20 protein-coding genes are annotated in these 21,032 nt (G+C 68.5%); 13 read left to right on the forward strand and 7 right to left on the reverse strand.

The annotated features are described in order from the left end of the window. Position 1: 1 nt before the first annotated feature. Positions 2–556 carry a type 1 glutamine amidotransferase domain-containing protein gene (locus B7495_RS05520; RefSeq protein ID WP_088457925.1) on the reverse strand — a complete coding sequence of 185 codons (555 nt, stop codon included), beginning with the start codon at positions 554–556 and terminating at the stop codon, positions 2–4. A gap of 257 nt (positions 557–813) precedes the next feature. Here B7495_RS05520 and B7495_RS05525 point away from each other — a divergent pair, with 257 nt between their 5' ends. Next, a complete protein-coding gene (locus B7495_RS05525) occupies positions 814–2,352 on the forward strand; it encodes an amino acid permease (RefSeq protein WP_088455695.1) in 1,539 nt (512 codons plus the stop codon). 86 nt (positions 2,353–2,438) lie between these two features. On the opposite strand, the gene B7495_RS05530 is transcribed toward B7495_RS05525, so the two are convergent. Then, positions 2,439–4,148, reverse strand: coding sequence for an alpha-glucosidase (locus B7495_RS05530; RefSeq protein ID WP_088457926.1), 1,710 nt, complete (start codon positions 4,146–4,148; stop codon positions 2,439–2,441). 229 nt (positions 4,149–4,377) lie between these two features. Between B7495_RS05530 and B7495_RS05535 the strand changes: the two genes are divergently transcribed. The 6 genes from B7495_RS05535 to B7495_RS05560 all read left to right on the forward strand — a co-directional run bounded on the left by B7495_RS05535 (position 4,378) and on the right by B7495_RS05560 (position 12,275). After that, positions 4,378–5,529 carry an ROK family transcriptional regulator gene (locus B7495_RS05535; protein WP_088455696.1) on the forward strand — a complete coding sequence of 384 codons (1,152 nt, stop codon included), beginning with the start codon at positions 4,378–4,380 and terminating at the stop codon, positions 5,527–5,529. 119 nt (positions 5,530–5,648) lie between these two features. Beyond that, entirely contained in the window at positions 5,649–6,851 is a 1,203-nt protein-coding gene (locus B7495_RS05540) for an LLM class flavin-dependent oxidoreductase (RefSeq protein WP_088455697.1), read from the forward strand. Further along, on the forward strand, positions 6,848–7,489 hold the full coding sequence (locus B7495_RS05545) for an FMN reductase (protein WP_088455698.1): 642 nt from the start codon (positions 6,848–6,850) through the stop codon (positions 7,487–7,489). The genes B7495_RS05540 and B7495_RS05545 overlap by 4 nt, the downstream gene beginning before the upstream one ends. 188 nt (positions 7,490–7,677) lie before the next feature. Next, a complete protein-coding gene (locus B7495_RS05550; protein ID WP_198415679.1) occupies positions 7,678–8,700 on the forward strand; it encodes a dihydroorotate dehydrogenase in 1,023 nt (340 codons plus the stop codon). Further along, positions 8,700–9,728, forward strand: coding sequence for a dihydroorotate oxidase electron transfer subunit (locus tag B7495_RS05555; RefSeq protein WP_088455700.1), 1,029 nt, complete (start codon positions 8,700–8,702; stop codon positions 9,726–9,728). Before B7495_RS05550 ends, B7495_RS05555 begins: the two co-directional genes overlap by 1 nt. 258 nt (positions 9,729–9,986) lie before the next feature. Further along, positions 9,987–12,275 (forward strand): polyribonucleotide nucleotidyltransferase, encoded by a 2,289-nt coding sequence (locus B7495_RS05560; RefSeq protein WP_088455701.1) that lies wholly within the window; start codon positions 9,987–9,989, stop codon positions 12,273–12,275. A gap of 99 nt (positions 12,276–12,374) precedes the next feature. Here the strand turns inward: B7495_RS05560 and B7495_RS05565 are convergent, their stop codons facing one another. After that, positions 12,375–12,854, reverse strand: coding sequence for an Lrp/AsnC family transcriptional regulator (locus B7495_RS05565; protein ID WP_088455702.1), 480 nt, complete (start codon positions 12,852–12,854; stop codon positions 12,375–12,377). A gap of 161 nt (positions 12,855–13,015) precedes the next feature. Here B7495_RS05565 and B7495_RS05570 point away from each other — a divergent pair, with 161 nt between their 5' ends. Beyond that, on the forward strand, positions 13,016–13,678 hold the full coding sequence (locus B7495_RS05570; RefSeq protein WP_088455703.1) for a VOC family protein: 663 nt from the start codon (positions 13,016–13,018) through the stop codon (positions 13,676–13,678). A 10-nt stretch (positions 13,679–13,688) separates the two neighbouring features. Here B7495_RS05570 and B7495_RS05575 read toward each other — a convergent pair whose 3' ends face one another. Continuing rightward, the gene (locus tag B7495_RS05575) at positions 13,689–14,192 is read right to left on the reverse strand and encodes a glutathione peroxidase (RefSeq protein WP_088455704.1); all 504 of its coding nucleotides are present in this window, start codon (positions 14,190–14,192) and stop codon (positions 13,689–13,691) included. A gap of 249 nt (positions 14,193–14,441) precedes the next feature. On the opposite strand from B7495_RS05575, the gene B7495_RS05580 reads away from it, so the two are divergent. From B7495_RS05580 to B7495_RS05590, 3 genes are all read left to right on the forward strand, one after another. Next, a complete protein-coding gene (locus B7495_RS05580; protein ID WP_240632421.1) occupies positions 14,442–15,470 on the forward strand; it encodes an aldo/keto reductase in 1,029 nt (342 codons plus the stop codon). Positions 15,471–15,535: 65 nt separating this feature from the next. Next, complete coding sequence (locus B7495_RS05585; protein WP_088455706.1) at positions 15,536–16,903, forward strand: pitrilysin family protein; 1,368 nt, start codon at positions 15,536–15,538, stop codon at positions 16,901–16,903. 55 nt (positions 16,904–16,958) lie between these two features. After that, on the forward strand, positions 16,959–17,561 hold the full coding sequence (locus B7495_RS05590) for a histidine phosphatase family protein (RefSeq protein ID WP_088457927.1): 603 nt from the start codon (positions 16,959–16,961) through the stop codon (positions 17,559–17,561). Positions 17,562–17,581: 20 nt separating this feature from the next. On the opposite strand, the gene B7495_RS05595 is transcribed toward B7495_RS05590, so the two are convergent. Further along, the gene (locus B7495_RS05595) at positions 17,582–17,956 is read right to left on the reverse strand and encodes a nuclear transport factor 2 family protein (RefSeq protein ID WP_088455707.1); all 375 of its coding nucleotides are present in this window, start codon (positions 17,954–17,956) and stop codon (positions 17,582–17,584) included. A gap of 65 nt (positions 17,957–18,021) precedes the next feature. Beyond that, entirely contained in the window at positions 18,022–18,513 is a 492-nt protein-coding gene (locus B7495_RS05600; RefSeq protein ID WP_088455708.1) for a GNAT family N-acetyltransferase, read from the reverse strand. Positions 18,514–18,572: 59 nt separating this feature from the next. Here B7495_RS05600 and dapB point away from each other — a divergent pair, with 59 nt between their 5' ends. Then, the gene (dapB, locus tag B7495_RS05605) at positions 18,573–19,412 is read left to right on the forward strand and encodes a 4-hydroxy-tetrahydrodipicolinate reductase (RefSeq protein WP_088455709.1); all 840 of its coding nucleotides are present in this window, start codon (positions 18,573–18,575) and stop codon (positions 19,410–19,412) included. Next, a complete protein-coding gene (locus tag B7495_RS05610) occupies positions 19,409–19,852 on the forward strand; it encodes a tetratricopeptide repeat protein (RefSeq protein ID WP_088455710.1) in 444 nt (147 codons plus the stop codon). The genes dapB and B7495_RS05610 overlap by 4 nt, the downstream gene beginning before the upstream one ends. A gap of 182 nt (positions 19,853–20,034) precedes the next feature. Here the strand turns inward: B7495_RS05610 and B7495_RS05615 are convergent, their stop codons facing one another. Continuing rightward, positions 20,035–21,015, reverse strand: a complete 981-nt coding sequence (locus B7495_RS05615) for a hypothetical protein (protein WP_151199534.1) — start codon at positions 21,013–21,015, stop codon at positions 20,035–20,037. Positions 21,016–21,032 lie beyond the last annotated feature (17 nt).

A 21,032-nucleotide genomic window follows, 5' to 3' on the forward strand; every position in this document is an offset into this window, starting at 1 on the left:
GCTACAGCGTCTGCCCCGCGTGGGTGCCTTCGCGCGCCTCTTCGATCACCTTGGCATTGAACGCCGGCAGGTCGGCGGGGGTGCGGCTGGAGACCAGGCCCTGGTCCACCACGACTTCCTCATCGACCCAGGTGGCGCCGGCGTTCTGCAGGTCGGTCTTCAGGCTCGGATACGAGGTGAGCGTGCGCCCCTCCACCACGCCGGCCTCGATCAGGATCCAGGCGGCGTGGCAGATAGCCGACACCGGCTTGTGCGCGGCGAAGAAGTCCCGGGTGAAGGAGACCGCGTCCTCGTCCATGCGCAGGTGATCGGCATTGACGACGCCGCCGGGCAGCACGAGAGCGTCGAAGTCGTCGGCTGTTGCCTCGGCGACGGCCAGGTCGACGTACTGCGAGTGGCCCTTCTTGCCCGTGACGCTTTCGGTGGCGGGGGAAACCAGCACGGCGGTGGCCCCGGCATCCGTCACGGCCTGCCAGGGGCTGGACAGTTCGCTGTCTTCGTAGCCATCGGTGAGTAGAAAAGCGATGCGCTTGCCGGAAAGCTCGGTGGTCGTCATGGTTCTCTCCCTGTCATCGGTGTTCACGATCGTGTTCGCCGGCCGGGTGAACCGGACGACCATTCCACGGTAGCCACGAGCCGGCGCGCCTGCAGGGAAACTCACGAAACATTGAGGTTGCACCGGCACCCGAATCGGTATCGCTTGCCGGGCCCGGCCCGGCCGGCAGGGCTCTGCAGCGCCGGGTTGGGACTTTTGGTCTGCCACTGGTGGACGTGTCGCCCTAAACTTGAGCTTTACACGGAATGGACACCCCCATGAGTCTCTGGCGCACGAAGAGCATCGAGTCATCGATCGAGGATTCCCTGGAAAAGGGGCACAGCCTTAAACGCACCCTCGGCACCTGGGACCTGATGATCATGGGAGTCGCGGTCGCCGTCGGCGCCGGTATCTTCTCGGTCGGTGCCAAGGCCGCCGGCAGCTACGCCGGACCATCCGTGACGCTCGCCTTCGTGCTCGCCGCCGTCACCTGCGCCCTCGCGATCATGTGTTACGCCGAGTTCGCCTCCGCCGTGCCCGTGGCCGGATCCGCGTACACCTTCACCTACGCCACCCTGGGCGAGTTGTTGGCCTGGATCATCGGCTGGGACCTGATCCTGGAGATGCTCACCGCCGCGGCAGTGATCGCCAAGTACTGGGGCATCTACCTCAGTAACGTCTTCGCCCTCTGGAACTGGGACATCCCCGCCACCATCAACGTGATCGGGCTCGACGTGAGCTGGGGCGCGTTCGTGATCGTTGCCGTCTTCACCACGCTGTTGGTGCTGGGCACCCAGCTCTCCGCCCGCGTCGCCAGCGTGTTCACCATCATCAAGGTGGCGATCGTGCTCTTCGTCATCGTCGTCGGCGCGTTCTTCATCAACCCGGCCAACTACTCGCCGTTCATCCCCGAGTCGGTGCCCACCACGGATGGCGTCGGCAGCGACGTCTGGACCCAGTCGCTGTTCTCGTTCATGACCGGCGCCGCCCCGGCGCAGTACGGCATCTTCGGCCTGCTCGCCGGCGCCTCCCTGGTGTTCTTCGCCTTCATCGGCTTTGACGTGGTTGCCACCAGCGCCGAAGAGGTCAAGAACCCGCAGAAGACCCTGCCGCGCGGCATCTTCGCCGGCCTGGCCATCGTCACCGTGCTCTATGTCGGTGTCAGCCTCGTACTCACCGGCATGGTGCCGTACACCGTGCTCGCCGATGACCCCAACGCGTCGCTGGCCACCGCCTTCATCGCCGTGGGCGCCGGCTGGGCCGCCCAGGTCATCTCCATCGGCATCCTGGCCGGCCTCACCACGGTGATCATGGTGCTGCTGCTCGGGCTCTCGCGGGTGCTGTTCGCCATGAGCCGCGACGGCCTGCTGCCGCGCTGGCTCAGCGTCACCTCGGAAAAGCGCCGCACGCCGGTGCGCATCCAGATCATCACCGGCGCGGCGGTCGCGCTGATCGCCGGACTCACCGACGTGGGTGTGCTCGAAGAGATGATCAACATCGGCACCCTGTCGGCGTTCGTGCTCGTGAGCATCGCCGTCGTGGTGCTGCGCAAGAAGCGGCCCGACCTCAAGCGCTCCTTCAAGGTGCCGCTGTCGCCGTTCCTGCCGATCCTCTCGGCAGTGCTCTGCTTCTGGCTCATGCTGAACCTCACCACCCTCACCTGGGCGCGTTTCGCGGTCTGGCTGGCCCTCGGCTTCGTCGTCTACTTCGCCTACGGTCGCCGCCACTCCCTGGTGGGCATCAACGCCAAGCTCATCGTCGACGCCACCCGGCGCGAGGAGATCGAACGCGAGGAGCGCTCGCTCAAGGGCAAGTAGCCGCGCAGCTGTTCACCAAGGGGACTTCTGCGTCCGGTACGCCGGACGCAGAAGTCCGCTTCGGCACCGGAAGCGAGCGGATGCCGCTAGAGCCGATACAGGCGGGCCTCCCACGGCCGGAGCGCCGCGGAACCGTCACCGGGATAGTTGCCCAGCAGCAGCTCGGCACCGGAGATGTCATCCGGCAGCCATTCGCCCTGCACCGTCAGCGGCGCATCCGACACGTTCGCGAGCACCAGCAACGTCACGCCGTTCAGGATTCGGGTGAACGCGTACAGCTGCTCGTGGTCGGGTTCGATCAGCTCGAACGCTCCGAGCGCCACCACCGGATCGGTGTGCCGCAGCTGGATCAGCCGCTGGTAGAACGCGAACACGCTGCGCGCGGCTGCCCGGTCGGTCGCCACGTTGATGCGCGGAAAATTCGGGTTGGCCGCGAGCCACGGCGTTCCGGTGCTGAACCCGGCGTGGGCCGAGTCGTCCCACTGCATCGGTGTGCGCGCGTTGTCCCGCCCCATGGCGTGCACCCCGGCCAGCACACTCGCCGGCGACTGGTCGAACTGCTCCACGGCCTCCCGGTAGTGGTTGAGTGACTCGATGTCCCGGTAGTGGTCGATGGTGTCGAACGTCACGTTCGTCATGCCGATCTCTTCGCCCTGGTAGATGTAGGGCGTGCCGCGGTGCAGGTGCAGCACCAGCGCCCACAGGGTGGCCGACTCGTACCGGAACTCGGTGTCGTTGCCGAACCGCGACACCAGCCGCGGCTGGTCGTGGTTGTTCAGGTAGAGGCTGTTCCAGCCGGTCTCCGCCAGGCCGACCTGCCAGCGGGCCAGGCTCTGCTTCAGCGGCACCAGGCTGCGCGGCAGCGGGTCGAACTTGTGCATGCCCTGGTCGAGCGAGACATGCTCGAACTGGAAGATCATGTCGACCTCGGCGCGGGCCGCATCCGTGAACAGCACGGCATCCTGAATGCTCACACCGGGCATCTCGCCCACGGTCAGGTGCTCTCCGGTGCGGCCGGCGAACACCGCCCGGTGCATCTCCTGCAGGTACTCGTGGATCTGCGCACCCATCGGCGAACCACCCCCGGTCGCCGCGGTCGGCCCGCTCACCAGCTCCACCTGCTTGGCGATGAAGTTGATCACGTCCATCCGGAACCCGTCCACGCCGCGGTCCAGCCACCAGTTCATCATCGAGTAGACCGCCTGGCGCACCTCGGGGTTCTCCCAGTTGAGGTCGGGCTGCTGCGTGGCGAACAGGTGCAGGTAGTACTCACCGGTGGTCTCATCCAGGGTCCAGGCCGGGCCGCTGAAAGCGCTGCCCCAGCCGTTCGGCTCGGCGCCGGCCGCGCCGGGCCGGCGCCACCAGTACCAGTCGCGCTTGGGGTTGTCGATCGACGAGCGCGATTCGACGAACCACGGATGCTCGTCGCTGGTGTGGTTGACCACCAGGTCCATCACGATCTTGATGCCGAGCTCGTGGGCCTCGGCCAGCAGCAGGTCGAATTCGGCCAGACTGCCGAACACCGGGTCGATGTCCTGGTAGTCGCGGATGTCGTAGCCGTTGTCGTGCTGTGGGGACGGGTAGACCGGCGAGAGCCAGATCGCGTCCACGCCGAGCTCGGCGAGGTAACCGAGCTTGCCGCGCACCCCGCCGAGGTCGCCGACGCCGTCGCCGTTGGAGTCCGCGAAGCTGCGCGGATAGACCTGGTACACCACGGCCGTGGTCCACCACGGCGCCGCGGTGTGCGGGCCGTCCTGGGTGTCGGCGGGGTCGGTGCCGGCGGTGCGGCTGTGCAGATTGGTCACGGGGTCCTCCCTGGCCGGGGCCGGCGCGGGCGCGGGCGATCCGGTGTCACGCGAATTGGTTTAGCTGCAGAAAAAAGTCGTCCGTCCAATGTAGCGTCCGGTGTTCGGGCGGCACCACTGCGGGGGTGCCGTGGGGTGGTGCGCCAGTCGGTGCGCCGGCGGGGCGGCTATGTCAAGATGAGAGCCAACCCGATTCGGGGGCCAGGAAAGGGCGACCGCGATGTACGGCAGTACCGGGGCCGCGCCATCGATCGGTGACTCCTCGATGGGCCTCGCGCGTGCCGTTCTCATGCACGGCCCGATCTCGCGCAGCGACCTGGGGCGCCGCCTCGGACTGTGCCCGGCGAGTCTCACCCGGCTGAGCAAGCCGTTGTTCGACAGCGGCCTGCTTGTGGAGGTCAGCGACACCCTGATCAGCGGGGTCGGCCGCCCCACCAAGCCGCTGGATGTGCGCCTGGAGGGTCGCCGCTACGTCGGGGTCAAGCTCACCGGCGACAGCGCCTTCGGCGTGCTCACCGACCTGCGCGTGAACGAGCTCTCCTCGGCCCACCGCCGGCTCGACGGCACTGACGTGGCCGGGGTGGTGCGGCAGCTGCGCTCTCTGGTGCTCGAACTCGCCAACGGTGCGCCGATCACGGCACTCGGGGTGACTGTCGGCGGCCAGGTCATCGGCTCCCGAGTCGTCGCCCGGGCGCCGTTCCTGGCCTGGCGTGACGTGGACCTGGCCTCCGCGCTGGAAGCCGGCCTCGGCGTCCCGGTGCTGGTCGAGAATGACGTGGTGGGGCTGGCCGCCGCCGAACAGTGGTTCGGTGCGGGCCGGGGCACCGCCAGCTTCGCCGTGCTCACGATCGGCGTCGGCGTGGGTTACGGGCTCGTGGTCGACGACCGGGTGATCAGCACCCGGGACTCCGGCCTCGGCCTCGGCGGACACGTGCCGTTGGATGCGAACGGGCCGCTCTGCGGCAGCGGACACCGGGGCTGCTCGGACGCCATGCTCACCCAGGGCAGCATCCGGGCGCAGGTGAGCGACACCCTGGGCCGGGCGGTGGAGTACGACGAGGCGCTCGCGCTGGCCGCGGCGGGAGTGCCCGCCGCACTGTCCGTCGTCCAGGCCTCCGGACGCGCCCTCGGCCGCCTGGTGGCCCTGATCGCCAACATCGCGATGGTCGACACCGTCGTGCTCTCCGGCGAGGGCATCGGACTGTGGAAGGTGGTGGCGGACGAGATCGTGGCGGCGGCCCACGGGGACCGCGATGCCGAGGCGACGCCGCTGCAGATCACCGTCGACGACAGCGGCACGTCGTCCTGGGCCAGGGGAGCGGCGGCCGTCGCGATCCAGCACACCCTGACCAGATTCGCCGTGGCGGACTGACCCGACGGGCCGTCAGGACAGCCCTTCCTCCACGCGCGACGCCGGGTCGGGAATAGGATCGGGCCATCCGCCGTTGACACCTATATACATGCAGACGCATTGAGTTTTGGAGGCTGGAAATGCAGTTCGGAATCTTCACGGTCGGGGACCTGACCACCGATCCCACCACGGGTCAGACGCCGACGGAGCACGCCCGCATCAAGGCCATGCTCACCATCGCGCAGAAGGTCGAAGAGGTGGGGCTGGACGTCTTCGCCACAGGCGAGCACCACAACCCGCCGTTCGTACCCTCGTCGCCGACCACGATGCTCGGCTACATCGCGGCCAAAACCGAGCGCATCATCCTCTCCACCGCCACCACGCTGATCACCACCAGTGACCCGGTGAAAATCGCCGAGGACTTCGCGATGCTTCAGCACATCGCCGACGGCCGGGTGGACCTCACCCTGGGCCGCGGCAACACCGGCCCGGTATACCCCTGGTTCGGCCAGGACATCCGCCAGGGCATCCCGCTGGCGCTGGAGAACTACGCTCTGCTGCGCCGGCTCTGGCGTGAGGATTTCGTCGACTGGGAAGGACAGTTCCGCACCCCGCTGCAGGGCTTCCAGTCCACCCCGCGCCCGCTCGACGGTGTGGCGCCGTTCGTCTGGCACGGCAGCATCCGCAGCCCCGAGATCGCCGAGCAGGCAGCGTACTACGGCGACGGTTTCTTCTCGAACCACATCTTCTGGCCGGCCTCGCACACCGCGAAGATGGTCAAGTACTACCGCAACCGGTTCGAGCACTACGGCCACGGCACCGCCGCGCAGGCAATGGTTGGGCTCGGCGGCCAGGTGTTCATGAGCAAGAACTCACAGGATGCCAAGCGTCAGTTCCGGCCGTACTTCGACAACGCCCCGGTCTACGGCAACGGCCCGAGCATGGAGGAGTTCACCTCGCAGACCCCGCTCACCGTCGGCAGCCCACAGGAGGTCATCGACCGCACCCTCGGCTTCCGCGACTATGTGGGCGACTACCAGCGCCAGCTCTGGCTGATGGACCACGCCGGCCTGCCGCTTAAGACCGTGCTCGAGCAGCTCGACCTGCTCGGCGAGGAGGTTGTGCCCGTGCTCCGCAAGGAGTTCGCCAAGAACCGCCCGGCCGACGTGCCGGATGGCCCCACCCACGAATCCCTGGTGCTCGCCGCCTCCCTGGCGCCGGTTGCCGCAGCATCCGCCGGGCGCAATGACCTCGACACCTCCGCCGCCATCGCTCCGCACCGCCGGGCGACCGGTGCCGCCTTCGGCTTGGCCGGCGCCGGCACGACGGGAGCGCAGCGATGACCGAGCGCACCCTGGCGGTCATCTCCGCCGGGCTCAGCCAGCCGTCATCCACGCGGCTGCTCGCCGACAAGCTCGCCACGGCCACCGTGACGCGGCTGGCCGACGAGGGCGTCAGCACGACGGTGCTGACCTACGAACTGCGTGACTACGCGCAGGACATCATGAACAACATGCTCACCGGGTTCGCCAACCCGCGCCTGGAAGAGATGATCGAGGCCGTCACCGCGGCCGACGGCCTGATCGCCGTCACCCCGATCTTCACCACCAGCTACAGCGGACTGTTCAAGAGTTTCTTCGACGTGATCGACAACCGCTCCCTCACCGACCAGCCGGTGCTGATCGGCGCGACCGCGGGAACGCCGCGGCATTCGCTGGCGCTCGACTACGCGCTGCGGCCGATGTTCACCTACCTGCACTCCGTGGTGGTGCCCACCTCGGTGTTCGCCGCGTCGGAGGACTGGGGCAGCGGTGACGGCGGCCGCGTCGACAGCCGGGTGCAGACCCTGCCGGCCCGGATCGAACGCGCGGCGGGGGAGCTGTCGGCTCTCGTCGCCCGATCCGACCGGTCCAGCCGGGTGCGCGACCCCTTCGAGCTGCCCGCGGACTTCAACCCCGCCGGGATGTTCCCTCCTCGTTAGTCCTGTTCCACGAAAGCGGTCGTGTGGTCAGCTCAGTTCACCGAGGTGACCACACGGCCGCTTTCGCGTGCTTGGGCACTGATCGCGCGTCGCCACCGCCGGGACTTTCGGCTCTGCCCGGTCCTCGGGGCGGGCGGCAGACTGGAGCGCAGTGCGCTGGAGAGAGTGCTTCCGCAGAGACGGAAGCCGTGACAACCGCGCAGACAGACAGGTCTTTCATGGTCGCCCTTCTCGACGGCACCGTTTTTCCGGATGCCCGCGCCGCATTTTTCGCGGCCGATCCCGACCTGCTCGACCCGCCGGGAACCCCGGCCGTGGACCTCTCCGTTCGGATCGGCAGCCTCACGCTGCGCACCCCGGTGATGCCGGCCTCCGGCTGCTTCGGTCCGGAACTGGGCGCGCTCATCCCGGTCACCGAACTCGGCGCCACCGTCACCAAGACCGTCTTCGGCTCGGCCCGCGGCGGCAACCCCGTGCACAGGCTCACCGAGATCCCCGCGGGCATGGTCAACAGCGTCGGCATCCCCAGCCATGGCCCGGCCGGCTACCTGGCCTCACTTCATCCGCGCTACGCGGCCCTCGATGTGCCCACCATCATCAGCGTCGGAGGCCACCGGCCGAGCGAGTACGCCCCGGTCGTCGCGGCCCTGGGCGAGAACGGCGCCGCCTTCGAACTGAATGTGTCGTGCCCCAACCTCGACCGGGACGGCACCGACATCGGCTCGGATCCGGCGGCCATTCGCGAGGTGGTCGCCGCCGTGCGCCTCGTCACCGTCAAGCCGATCATCGTGAAGCTGCCGGTGCTGGTGGCCTCGATCGCCGACTGTGCCCGCGCCGCCGAGGAGGCCGGCGCCGACGCCGTCTGCGTGGCCAATTCCATTCCGGCGATGCCGCTGGATGCCCTCACCCGCCGCCCGATCCTCGGCAATGTCATCGGCGGATTGTCCGGGCCGTCGATCAAACCGATCGTGCTGCGGCTGGTCTGGCTGGCCTCCCGGGCGGTGCAGATCCCGGTGATCGCCTGCGGTGGGGTACAGACCGTTGACGACGCCCTGGACTACTTCTCGGTGGGAGCCAGCGCCGTGCAGGTGGGCACCGCCAGCTTCGCCCGGCCGTTCGCGGCGGTGGAGGTGGCGCGGGGGTTGCGGCAGCGGTGTCAGGACGCCGGGGTCGGCAGTATTCGCGAGTTGCTCGAGTGGGAGGTGTCCTGATGAGCGCTGACGCGAGCCTGGCCTCGGAAGGCGCCCCGTCACCAGGTCTACTTCGACAGGCTCAGCACGGCGTCGACGAGCTCGACCGGCGGGAGGTGTACCGCCAGAGCCGCGAGGCGGCAGCGCGGGCGCGGGCGTTCGCCGAGGCGGATGCCCAGGCGCTCGACGGCCTGGTCTCGGTGCGGCCGCGCCAGACCGTGCCGCGCCCACAACCGGTCTGGGACGACGCCGAGGTGCTCGTGCACGAGCCGGTGGGGGAGCGCTACCGCCGCCTTGTCGTGGCCAGCAGCACCATCGCCCACACCGCGCTGGCCGGACAGTTCCTCATGATCACGGTGCCGCCGCACGCCGGCGACACGATTCTGCTGCCCCGCCCCATGGCCATCCATCGCCGCCGACCGGCGACCGCCGACCGGCCCGGCACCGTGGAAATGATCTACGGCGTCGTGGGCCGCGGCACCCGAGCTCTGGCCGCCGTTCCCGTCGGCGACACCCTGCAGATCACCGGTCCGCTCGGTCGCGGCTTCGAATTCGACAGCGGCACCCGCTCCGCCTTGCTGATCGGCCGGGGCGTGGGCATCTGCGGCGTGATGGGCGCCGCGGAGGACGCCCGCACAACGGGCATCCGCACCACCATGGTGCTCAGCGGACGCAGTGCCGAGCAGCTGCTCGGCCGCGCCGACTGCGCCGAGCTGGGCGTCCGCATCATCGAGGCCACCGACGACGACGGCTCCAGCGACCTGCTCACACTGCAGAACAGCCTCCGCGCACACTTCGACGGTGCCACCCCCGAGCGCACCGCGCCCGACGTGATCATGGTCTGCGGCGCCGGCGTCCTCGCCAGGCTCGCCGCGGAACTCGGCGCGCACTGGCGGGTACCCGTGCAGGCCTCGCTCGAGGCCCACATGGCGTGCGGGCTCGGCTACTGCCACGGCTGTGCCGCCCCGGTACGCACCGACCCGAGCGTCGAAGGCCCCCTGGTCTGCGCCGACGGGCCGGTCTTCGACGCCCGCATCCCTGTCGTTTAACCCCCGCTCTGCTACGCTTGTTCAGGTGGATCTTCGGATCCATCGGTTATACCCGGAGCAGACTGGCAGGACGCTGGTCCTCGGTGGTGGTTTCCCAACGCTCAGCTCGAGACAGAGCGTGTTGGTGAATTTCTACTGGTGGCCAGCAAGGTCAGCGCCCAACACATGTTCGGCAGCTTGTCCTGCCTGTTCCTGCTCCGATGTCCCACTCGCGCGCCACACGGGCAAACGAGTCTAAACAAAGGAGAGAACCCCCATATGGAGGGTCCAGAAATCACGTTCGCCGAAACCGTTATTGACAACGGCAAGTACGGCAAGCGCACCATCCGTTTCGAAACCGGGCGTCTCGCCCAGCAGGCACAGGGCTCAGCCGCTGCCTACATCGACGAAGAGACCATGCTTCTCTCCGCCACGAGCGCCAGCAAGCAGCCGAAGGACAACTTCGACTTCTTCCCGCTGACCATCGATGTCGAAGAGCGCATGTACGCCGCCGGCCGCATCCCGGGCAGCTTCTTCCGCCGCGAAGGTCGCCCGTCGACCGAAGCGATCCTCACCTGCCGTCTGATCGACCGGCCGCTGCGCCCGTCGTTCGTCGACGGACTGCGCAACGAGATCCAGGTTGTCGTCACTGTTCTGGCCATCGCGCCCGACGAGTACTACGACGTCCTGGCCATCAACGCCGCGTCCATGTCGACCCAGATCGCCGGCCTGCCGTTCTCCGGCCCGATCGGTGGCGTCCGCGTCGCCCTCATCCCCGACGACAACGGCTCCGGCCAGTGGGTCGCCTTCCCGAAGCACTCGCAGGTCGAAGAGGCCGTGTTCAGCATGGTCGTCGCCGGCCGCGTTGTGACGGATGCCGATGGCAGCGAAGACGTCGCGATCATGATGATCGAGGCCGAAGCGACCGACAACGCCTGGACCTTGATCCAGGGCGGCGCCATCAAGCCGAACGAAGAGGTCATCGCCGAGGGCATCGAGGCGTCCAAGCCGTTCATCAAGCAGCTCATCGTCGCCCAGCAGCAGGTGGCCGCCGCGGCCTCCAAGCCCACCGGCAACTACCCGCTGTTCCCGCCGTACACCCCGGAGACCTACGACGCCGTCGCAGCCCTGGCCTACGAGGGACTCAAGGACGTCTATGTCATCGCCGACAAGATCGCGCGTCAGGATGCCGACGACGTGCTCAAGGCATCCGTCAAGACCGCCATCGCGGCCAAGGTCGAAGCCGGCGAGCTGCCCGCAACCGCCAACAACCAGGTCGGCGCGGCGTACAAGTCCGTCACCAAGCTCGTGGTGCGCTCACGCGTGCTCAACGAGGGTGTTCGCATGGACGGACGCGGCCTGGCCGACATCCGCCCGCTCGACGCCGAGGTTGCGGTCATCCCGCGCGTGCACGGTTCCGCTATCTTCCAGCGCGGCGAGACTCAGATCCTGGGTGTCACCACGCTGAACATGCTCAAGCTCGAGCAGACCATCGACTCCCTGAGCCCGGTCACCAAGAAGCGTTACATGCACAACTACAACTTCCCGCCCTACTCCACCGGTGAAACCGGTCGGGTCGGTACGCCGAAGCGTCGCGAGATCGGCCACGGAGCGCTCGCTGAGCGTGCCCTGGTTCCCGTGCTGCCCAGCCGTGAGGAATTCCCCTACGCCATCCGTCAGGTCTCCGAGGCGCTCAGCTCCAACGGATCCACCTCGATGGGTTCCGTCTGCGCCTCCACCCTGTCCATGCTGAACGCCGGAGTGCCGCTGCGCGCCCCGGTCGCCGGCATCGCGATGGGCCTCATCTCCGACACCGTCGACGGCAAGACCCGCTACGCGGCTCTGACCGACATCCTCGGTGCCGAAGACGCCCTCGGCGACATGGACTTCAAGGTTGCCGGCACGGCTGAGTTCGTCACCGCGATCCAGCTCGACACCAAGCTCGACGGCATCCCCGCGTCGGTCCTGGCCGGCGCGCTGACGCAGGCGAAGGATGCTCGCACGACGATCCTCGCCGTGCTGAACGCCGCGATCGACAAGCCCGACGAGATGGCACCGACCGCGCCCCGCGTGATCAGCGTTCAGATCCCCGTCGACAAGATCGGCGAGCTCATCGGCCCGAAGGGCAAGATGATCAACTCGATCCAGGACGAGACCGGAGCCGACATCTCGATCGAGGAAGACGGCACCGTGTACATCGGCGCCGTCGATGGTCCGTCGGCCGAGGCCGCTCGCATCATGGTCAACTCCGTCGCGAACCCCACCAACCCCGAGGTTGGCGAGCAGTTCCTCGGAACTGTCGTGAAGATCGCCGCTTTCGGCGCCTTCGTCTCGCTCCTCCCGGGCAAGGACGGCCTGCTGCACATCTCTGAGGTGCGCAAGCTCGCCGGCGGCAAGCGTGTGGAGAACGTCGAAGACGTCCTCGGCGTGGGCCAGAAGGTCCTCGTCGAGATCACCAAGATTGACGACCGCGGCAAGCTTTCGCTCGCCCCGGTCCTCGCCGATGAAGCCGACACGCACGGTCGTGACGCTGCATCCGAGGGACCCGAAGCTCCGGCCGAAGGTTAGTCACTAGTTCTGCCGGCCACCTCTCGCCAGGTGTGCCGGTCAGACGGAAGGCCCGTCCTGCTTCGGCAGGGCGGGCCTTTTCGCGTCTGCAGAATGCAGCTAGCCCGACCTGGGCTGCACGCCCCGCTCCAGCAGGGGAACGATGCGATACGGGATGAGCTCGCCCATCGCGAGGGAGGTCTCGGTGCGTTCGACGCCCTCGCAGGCGAGGATCGTGCGGTCGATCCTGAACAGGTCTTCGGAGTCTGCGCAGGCCACCCGCACCAGCAGATCCGCTGCGCCGCTCATGCCGTGCGCCTGCACGATCTCGGGGATGCGGCTGAGCTCGGCGATGATGTCGGCGGCGCGCTTTTGCACGATGTGGACCTCGATGAACGCGGTCAGCGGATAGCCGAGCACGGCCGGACTGACCCGGCGATCGAAGTCGAGAAACACCCGGGACTCCTCGAGCCGGCTCATCCGGGCCTGCACGGTGTTGCGGGAGAGCCCGAGCGTGTTGGCGAGCCCCACATAGGTGCTGTCGGGGGTGGCGCACAGCGCACGGAGCAACTCGAGATCGACTCTGTCCAAGTGGTGCATACTGCCTGACCGTAGCATGCGCGCTGGCCCCTGAACAGGGCACAGTGCACACCGTGGCCCACATTCGCTGCGCGGGCGGGAAGTCCGCACCGGTCAGCGTGCGGCAAGTCGACGATTCGCCCAGGGTTGACCGGGCCGACGCCGCACGGAAGAGTGGTCGGATGGACGACACCCGCCAGACCCTGACTCCCGCTCAAACCCGATCGGTGCTCTCCGGAGGTGATTTCCTGCATCTGGAGGGAACGCTGTATGCCACCTACCGCACGGCCGATTTCGCCGCGGCCGTGCACCTGGTGGATGCCGTCGCTGCCGACGCCGACGCCCAGAATCATCACCCAGACGTGAAACTGGGTTACGGGTCCGTGGAGTTCGAGCTCACGAGCCACGATGTGGGTGGCATCACCCAACGGGATCTGCGGCTCGCACTGCGCATCCAGGAACTCGCCGCCGAGCAGGAGGCGCACGCCACCCGTCTGGTGCCCAGCCGCGCCGACGTGGCCATCGACTGCGCCGACGCCGAGGCCGTGCGCCCATTCTGGCGGGTGGGGCTGGGTTATGTGGAGTCCGGTCCCGCGGACGACATCGAACTGCGTGATCCTCGCGGCGGTGGCCCCAAGGTGTGGTTCCAGCACATGGAGATCCAACGCACCGAGCGCAACCGCATCCACCTCGACGTGTACGTGCCCGTCGCGGACTGTGAGGACCGGGTGCAGGACATCATCGACGTCGGGGGAGTGCTGCTCACCGACGAACACGCCCCGGACTGGTGGGTGCTCGCCGACCCAGAGGGCAACGAGCTCTGCGTGTGCAGCTGGGACGCCTGACCGGCGTGGCTCAGGCCGCCTCGCGCGCCAGGGCCTTCTCGATCGCGGCGACGAGCTGTGCCGATTCAGGTTCCACCGTCGACGCGAACCTGTCGACGATCACGCCGTCGCCGTTCACCAGGAACTTCTCGAAGTTCCACTTGATCAGCCCCGGCAGCATGCCCTTCCGGAACGCGGTGAGCTGACTGTACAGCGGATGCTGATTCTTGCCGCGCACATCCACCTTGGCGGTGAGCGGGAAGGTGACCCCGAAGTTGAGCTCGCAGAACTGCTGGATGTCCTCTTCGCTGCCGGGTTCCTCGCCCATGAACTGGTTGCACGGCAACCCGAGCACCACCAGGCCGTCGTCAGCGAAACGGCGGTAGAGCGCCTCCAGGCCGGCATACTGGGGCGTGAAGCCGCACTTCGATGCCACGTTGACCACGAGTACGGTCTTGCCGGCGAACCGGCCGAACGTGGTCGGGGTGCCGTCGATGAGGGTGAGCGGGACGCCGTACAGCGGTGAGTCGGACATGCCGGAAACACTACTCCCCGACCCTTCGAGAGAGCTCACCGAAGGCCTATTTTCGGCTAAACGGGGGGTAAAGCCGCACATTTGTGTAACGCTTGCCGCGCGCCCCCGGCGGATTGGCCGGATCGGGTTATTCTCGGCTTTACACGGGTCCGCGCGGCAGCCGCGCTGGTCCGTCCGAGGGGCGGTGAAGGCATGAGAGGCAGCGTGGCGACGGGGCGTGTGTCAACGGAGCATGTAGCAACGGAGCGGGTGACACCAGACAGCCTGACGACAGCCGATCTCATCCTGCAAACCCGCCCGGTGGAGGTCCAGCACACCGCTCCGGTTCAGCTGCCCGACCACGACCGCCCAGCCGCCCCGGACATCCGGCGCACCATCGGCGACACCGACCTCACCGTGCACCCGCTGGCGCTGGGCTGCAGCGTCTTCGGCTGGACCACCGACGGCGACACCGCCATGGCGATCCTCGACCGGCACTGGGAACTCGGTGGCAACTTCCTCGACACCGCTGACAGCTACGCCGCCGGACGCAGCGAGGTGCTGATCGGGTCGTGGATGCGCACCCGCGGTCTGCGCGACGACACCATCGTCTCCACCAAGATCGGCCGCAACCGCGACAACCCCGGCCTCTCGCCGCGCAGCATCGTCGGTGCGGTGCACGCCTCCCTCGAGCGGCTCGGCACCGACCACATCGACCTTCTGCACTTCCACTTCGACGACCTCGACGTGCCGCTGGAGGAGAGCCTCGGCGCCATGGAGATGCTCATCGCCAACGGCACCGTGCGGCACCTCGCGGCGTCCAACTTCACAGCGGAACGCCTGATGGAGGCCCGGGTACTCGCCGCCAACGGCCTGCCCAGGTTCGTGGCCCTGGAGACCCCGTACAACCTGATGAACCGGGTCTCGTTCGAATCGTCTCTGGCCCTGGTCAGCCGGGCGCAGGGTGTCGCGGTGATGCCGTACTTCGCCCTCGCGCACGGCTTCCTCACCGGCAAGTACCACTCCAAAGCCGACCTCACCGACACCATCAGGGCCGGCCGCGCATCGGCGTACCTCAACCGGGCCGGCCTCAAGGTGCTGGGCGTGCTCGAACGCATCGCGGAGGACCACGGGGTGGCGCCGTCGACGATCGCGCTGGCCTGGCTGCTGGCCAAGGACGGTGTCGTGGCCCCGGTCGCCAGCGCGAGCCGGCCGGAACAGGTGGATGCCTTGGTCGCCGCGGCCGCCGTGCGGCTGGGCCGTGCCGACATGGTCGACCTCGACAAGGTGTCGGCCTGACCGGCGCCCAGGCCCGCCGCGTCCAGCGGGGCCCGGTCCCGCCGGTGTCGTAAGGTTGAGGGGATATGAACGGTGCCGTTGAATTTCCCCTTGACCTGACCGAACTCTCGTTTCGGGCCGCTGGTGAGTCCCTCGTCAGGCGCACCGTCCTCCCCAGCGGGGTGCGCATCGTCACCGAACAGGTGCCGGGCAGCCGCAGCCTCACCATCGGCTACTGGGTGGCCGTGGGGTCCCGCGACGAACAGCCCGGCCACTTCGGCTCCACGCATTTCCTCGAGCACCTGCTGTTCAAGGGAACCGCAGAGCGTTCGGCGCTGGACATCGCCATCGCGTTCGACGCCGTCGGTGGCGAACACAACGCCATGACGGCCAAGGAATACACCTGCTACTACGCCAAGGTGCAGGATCGCGACCTCCACATGGCCGTGGAGGTGCTCACCGACATGATCACCTCGTCGCTGCTGGACCCCGCGGAGTTCGAAACCGAGCGCGGCGTCATCCTCGAGGAACTCGCGATGGCCGACGACGACCCGGCCGATGTCGCCAACGAACGCTTCTTCCAGGCCGTCATGGGCGCGCATCCGCTGGGCCGACCCATCGGCGGCAGCCCGGACACCATCCGCGCCGCGACCCGAGACGCCGTCTGGGAGCACTACCGGGCCAACTACCGCCCGCAAGACCTTGTCGTGACCGTTGCCGGCGCCGTCGACCACGACGTGCTCGTGGCCGCCGTCACCCGGTCGCTGCTGCAGGCCGGTTGGGACCTGGGCGAGTACGCCGCACCGGTGGGACGCCGCTCCGGCGCCGCCGCGGTGATCAGCCAGGGCCAGCCCATCAGCGTGGTGCACCGTCCGCTCGAGCAGGCCAACCTGCTGATCGGCGTGCCGGGCCTCGTGGCCGCCGACGACCGCCGCGTGGCGATGAATGTGCTCACCTCCATCTTCGGCGGCGGCATGTCGTCGCGCCTGTTCCAGGAGGTGCGCGAAAAGCGCGGCCTGGCCTACTCCGTCTACTCGTTCGCGCCCGGCTACTCGGATGCCGGCATCTTCGGCATGTACGCCGGCTGCACCCCGGCCAAGGCCGGTCAGGTCACCGAGATCATGCTCGACGAGCTGCACCGCCTCGCCGAGCACGGTGTGACCGCCGACGAGATGAAGCGGGCCTCCGGTCAGCTCTCCGGCGCATCCGCTTTAGCCCTCGAAGACTCCGACACCCGGATGTCCAGGCTCGGCCGCTCCGAGATCACGCTGGGCGAGTTCGTCGACCTCGACGAGGCCCTGCGGCGCCTCGCGCTGGTCACCGCGGACGATGTGCAGCAGCTGGCGGCCGACATGGTCTCCCGGCCGTTCTCCGTGGCCGCCGTCGGCGCCCTCGAGGAGGACGCCTTCGACGCCGTGCTGTCCCGCCGGGCGGCGCCCCTCCCGCCGAACTGATCGGTTCACGGCGAGCCCCGTTCGACTTCTTACGACATCAACCGAAAGGGCGATGATGCCCCAGTACCTCTACCTCGTGCGACACGGTGAACAGCAGGATGCCGAATACGGCCTGCCGGACGGCCCGCTGTCACCGCGGGGCAAGCGTCAGGCGCACCTCATCGCCGAACGCCTGGGCGGGGTGCCGTTCACCGGCGCCTGGCATTCGCCGCTACAACGCGCCGCGGAGACGGCGGCCATCATCGCCGACCGGCTGCCGTCGCTCACCTCGGAGCCGTCGCCGCTGTTGTTCGACTGCGTTCCCTCCGGCCGGGCGCCGGAGATGCCGAAAGCATACGCGCCGTTCTTCAACTCGGTCAGCGACGACCAGATCGAGGCCGGCCGCGCTCAGATGGAGGACGCAGTCGCGGAATTCCTGCATCCGCACCGGGGTCCCCGACACGACCTGCTGATCACCCACAACTTCGTGATCGCCTGGTTCGTCCGCGAGGTGCTCGGCGCCCCCGACTGGCGCTGGATCAGCATCAACCAGGCCAACTGCGGCCTCACTGTGCTGCAGCAGAAGCCCGGCCGGCCGTGGTCGCTGGTCACCCACAACGACCTCGGCCACCTGCCTGTAGAGCTTCGAACCGGCCTGCCGGACCCGCTGTTGTTCTAGGGACGAGGCGGTAACTCGCCTCAGTCGAGGATCTTCCAAAAGGAATCCTTCCGGCGGATCTTCCCGGCGGCATCGAATTCGAGCAGGTCGACGCCGCGCACGTCGAGTCGCCGGCCGGACACTGACCTGCCGGTCAGCGTCCACTCGGAGACTCCGAGATCATCACCGCACACCCAGTGCCGGTCGTCGCCATAGTGCACGTCCGGGATGCCCTCGAACCGGCTGGCGAGCCCCGCCCGCACCTCGGCCCTGCCCACGAAACGATTGCCCCGAGGCTTCGCACCCCTGGGCAGGTAGAAGACGCAATCATCGGCGAAATAGCCCATGATCGCGTCCAGGTCGTGGTTGTTGAACGCCGCCAGGAACCCCGTCAGCGTGTCGCGTGTGACCGTCATCTCGACCGGCCTCCTCCTACTGCGCATCTGCGCCGCCTGCTGTGAGAGCAGCCAGCACTGACGGGTCAGGGGGCCGGGGCGAGTACCTTTCGGTACCAGTTCGTGGCGTTCGGGTTGTCGTTGTATGGCGGCACATCCTGATAGCCGGAGCGCTGGTACAGCGCCCCGGCCGCCTCGAGGCTCGAGTTCGTGTCGAGCACCAGCTCCGTCGCCCCGAACGCCCTGGCCCGGGTTTCGAGTTCGGCGAGCAGCAGGGTGCCCCAGCCGCGGCCGCGCACCTCCGGTTGCAACCAGAGGTGTTTCGCCTCGAACCGCACCGCACCATCCGCGCCGTCATCGATTCGACGGATGCCGCCGCAGCCCACGAAGGTGCGCGACCCCTGAGTCTCGCTCACGAGCAGGAACTGGCCGCGCGGCGGGACGAACTGTTCGGGAGCCGGGAACGTGGTGCGATAGCCGCCGGCGGAGGGGAACGTGGACGCGCGATCGCTGAAGTACTGGGTGAGCAGGGTGATGGACCCCGCATCCGTGACGGAGACCGCGGTGAATTCAGGCATGCCCCTAGGGTACGTGCCTCGGTGCCGGGGGCAACCGCCCCGGTTGGTAGATTGGCAGCATGACAACACGGGTGGCCATCGTCGGCGCAACGGGCAAGATGGGCCGCCTGGTCGGCGGCCTGGTCGAGAGTACGCCGGGGTACGACGTGGTCGCCCGGCTTGATTCCACCAGTGCCCTGTCCGAGATGCTCGGCGCGGATGTGGCGATCGACCTCACCGTTCCGGCGGTCAGCCAGGGCGTGGTCGACTTCGCCATCGACAACGGCATCCGGGTGCTTGTCGGCACCTCGGGCTGGTCCCAGCCCCGCATCGACGCGCTCGGCCACAAACTCAAGGGCCGCACGGATGTCGGCGCCGTGATCATCCCCAACTTCTCACTCGGCTCGGTGCTCGGCACGGCCTTCGCGGCCCTCGCCGCCCGATTCTTCGACTCCATCGAGATCGTCGAGGCGCACCAGGCCGGCAAGGTCGACTCCCCGTCGGGAACCGCCGTGCGCACCGCCGAGCTGATGGCCGCCGCCCGCGCCGGCCTCGGCCCGGTCTCCGCGCCGCACGTCGACCAGCGTGCCCGCGGCCAGCAGGTCGCCACGGTGCCGGTGCACAGCCTGCGCTTGGCCGGCGTGCTGGCCCGCCAGGACGTGATCTTCGGCGGCTCGGGGGAGACCCTCACGATCACGCACAACACGCTCTCCGCCGAGGCCTACGAGCGCGGCATCCTGGTGGCCCTGGCCGCCGCCCGCGACTGCGTCGGGGTGACCGTCGGACTCGACCAGCTGATCGACCTGGGGCTCACCGGTGAGGTGCTCGAGCCCGCCGCGGCGTCCGCAGGGTCGCCGGACGAGCCGCCTGCTGGGCCACCGCCGGGCCCCGAGGATGCCGAAATGGAGCCCGGCGAATGAAGGGCCGCATCGCCGTCGTCGTGATGGCACTCCTGCTCGTGTTCTACCTGGTGCTCGTCGGCTGGCGCGCGGTGCTCTTCGTGCAGAGCGGTGACCCTGTCGGCATCCTCATCGGCGTTGCGCTCATCGTGCTGCCGCTGATCGGCGCGTGGGCGCTGGTTCGCGAGATCAGCTTCGGCATCCGGTGCGAACGGCTGGTCAAGCAGCTCGACGCCGAGGGTGCCCTGCCGGTCAACGATCTACCGAGCCGCCCGAGCGGCCGGCCATACCGCGAGGCGGCGGACGCTCAGTTCCCGCAGTATCAAGAGGCCGTGGATGCCGCGCCGCAGGACTGGCGGGCCTGGTTCCGCCTCGGCCTGGCCTACGACGCGTCGGGCGACCGCCGCCGCGCCCGCTCGGCGCTTCGCACCGCGATGGCCCTGGAGAAGTCCGCGGCCTGAGCTCGGCGCGTGCGCCGTCGCGCGGGTGCCGCGCCGTTATGCGGGTGCCGCGCCGTTATGCGGGTGCCGCGCCGTTATGCGGGTGGCATGCCACCCGCATAACGGCGCCTTACCCGCATACCTCGAGTCGCCCACCTCGCGCCCACCTCGCGCCCGGCCAGCTCCGCGCCGCACCGGCCCGCTCAGCGCCCGGCCAGCCGGGGGCGCCCCGGCGTGAGGCCCAGGTGCGCCAGCCGCGCCGACAACCGCGGCACGCTCATCCCGGTGGCATGGTCCCAGCGAACGAAGCCGAGCACCTGCAGCCGAATGGCATCCTCGCGGAGCTTTTCCTCGTACACGACCTCTGCCGGGGTGCGTCCGGCGAGCAGCACGGGATCGAAGTACTTCACTCGACCGTCGCTCTCGCCAACACCCCGCACGCTCCGCCAGAAGAAGTCTGAAAAGTCGGTGCGGTCCTCGATCATGAACGGATGCTGCAACTCGGGTTCGGGAAGTCCGGCCAGCGCGATCGTCACCCGAGTGCCCGATTCGTCGGGAGAGCCCGAGAGCGGCGTGGCAAAGTCGATTACCGTGCGCGCCCGCACCGAACCGCGGAACGGCAGCATCCGGTGCCAGGTTTCGAGCAGGGTCACCCGGTCCGTGAGCGGCAGGATGCGACCGGTCCGATCCACCGCCAGAGCCCGATCGGCCGCGGCGACCGCCGACCGAAGGTCCACAATCGTCGCGAGCTCGATCACCGTGCGGGCTACCGAGGTGACTAGCACTCCGTCTTTCAGCTCCACATCGCGGGCGTCGAAGCCCACCGTGTGCTTGCGGATGCCCGGGTCCGAGCGGCCGCCGGCTGCACGCGGGCCCAGGAAGTGCACCTCATCGGGCCACGGTGCCTGCGGCGGTAGGTGCCACAGCACCGCGGCCGACTGGTGGGAGAGCGGCAACGCGCCTCGTCGGGCCAGCGCCGCCGCCCGCACTCTCAGTGCATACCGCTGGTCACGGTCGAGGCCGGCCCAGACCGCCGCGGGGCAGTACTGGCCCCAGCCGATGCGGTGCAGGTAACCGCGCTCGGCACCGCGACGCAGGCGAAGATCGGCGCCGAGGGCTCGCCGATAGTCGGCGGCCAGGAGCACCTCGGGCGGGAAGGACGGGTGTTCTCGACGATCGGTCATCCAGCGAGTGTCGGCGC

Origin of the sequence: Cryobacterium sp. LW097 (genome assembly GCF_002205495.2) — a bacterium.
Lineage (GTDB): Bacteria > Actinomycetota > Actinomycetes > Actinomycetales > Microbacteriaceae > Cryobacterium > Cryobacterium zongtaii.

Bases quoted from the DNA above. Each gene is read 5' to 3' on its own strand.
- B7495_RS05520 (WP_088457925.1), bottom strand. From the start codon at position 556: ATGACGACCACCGAGCTTTCCGGCAAGCGCATCGCTTTTCTACTCACC.
- B7495_RS05525 (WP_088455695.1), top strand. From the start codon at position 814: ATGAGTCTCTGGCGCACGAAGAGCATCGAGTCATCGATCGAGGATTCC.
- B7495_RS05535 (WP_088455696.1), top strand. From the start codon at position 4,378: ATGTACGGCAGTACCGGGGCCGCGCCATCGATCGGTGACTCCTCGATG.
- B7495_RS05540 (WP_088455697.1), top strand. From the start codon at position 5,649: ATGCAGTTCGGAATCTTCACGGTCGGGGACCTGACCACCGATCCCACC.
- B7495_RS05545 (WP_088455698.1), top strand. From the start codon at position 6,848: ATGACCGAGCGCACCCTGGCGGTCATCTCCGCCGGGCTCAGCCAGCCG.
- B7495_RS05555 (WP_088455700.1), top strand. From the start codon at position 8,700: ATGAGCGCTGACGCGAGCCTGGCCTCGGAAGGCGCCCCGTCACCAGGT.
- B7495_RS05560 (WP_088455701.1), top strand. From the start codon at position 9,987: ATGGAGGGTCCAGAAATCACGTTCGCCGAAACCGTTATTGACAACGGC.
- B7495_RS05565 (WP_088455702.1), bottom strand. From the start codon at position 12,854: ATGCACCACTTGGACAGAGTCGATCTCGAGTTGCTCCGTGCGCTGTGC.
- B7495_RS05570 (WP_088455703.1), top strand. From the start codon at position 13,016: ATGGACGACACCCGCCAGACCCTGACTCCCGCTCAAACCCGATCGGTG.
- B7495_RS05575 (WP_088455704.1), bottom strand. From the start codon at position 14,192: ATGTCCGACTCACCGCTGTACGGCGTCCCGCTCACCCTCATCGACGGC.
- B7495_RS05585 (WP_088455706.1), top strand. From the start codon at position 15,536: ATGAACGGTGCCGTTGAATTTCCCCTTGACCTGACCGAACTCTCGTTT.
- B7495_RS05590 (WP_088457927.1), top strand. From the start codon at position 16,959: ATGCCCCAGTACCTCTACCTCGTGCGACACGGTGAACAGCAGGATGCC.
- B7495_RS05595 (WP_088455707.1), bottom strand. From the start codon at position 17,956: ATGACGGTCACACGCGACACGCTGACGGGGTTCCTGGCGGCGTTCAAC.
- B7495_RS05600 (WP_088455708.1), bottom strand. From the start codon at position 18,513: ATGCCTGAATTCACCGCGGTCTCCGTCACGGATGCGGGGTCCATCACC.
- dapB (WP_088455709.1), top strand. From the start codon at position 18,573: ATGACAACACGGGTGGCCATCGTCGGCGCAACGGGCAAGATGGGCCGC.
- B7495_RS05610 (WP_088455710.1), top strand. From the start codon at position 19,409: ATGAAGGGCCGCATCGCCGTCGTCGTGATGGCACTCCTGCTCGTGTTC.
- B7495_RS05615 (WP_151199534.1), bottom strand. From the start codon at position 21,015: ATGACCGATCGTCGAGAACACCCGTCCTTCCCGCCCGAGGTGCTCCTG.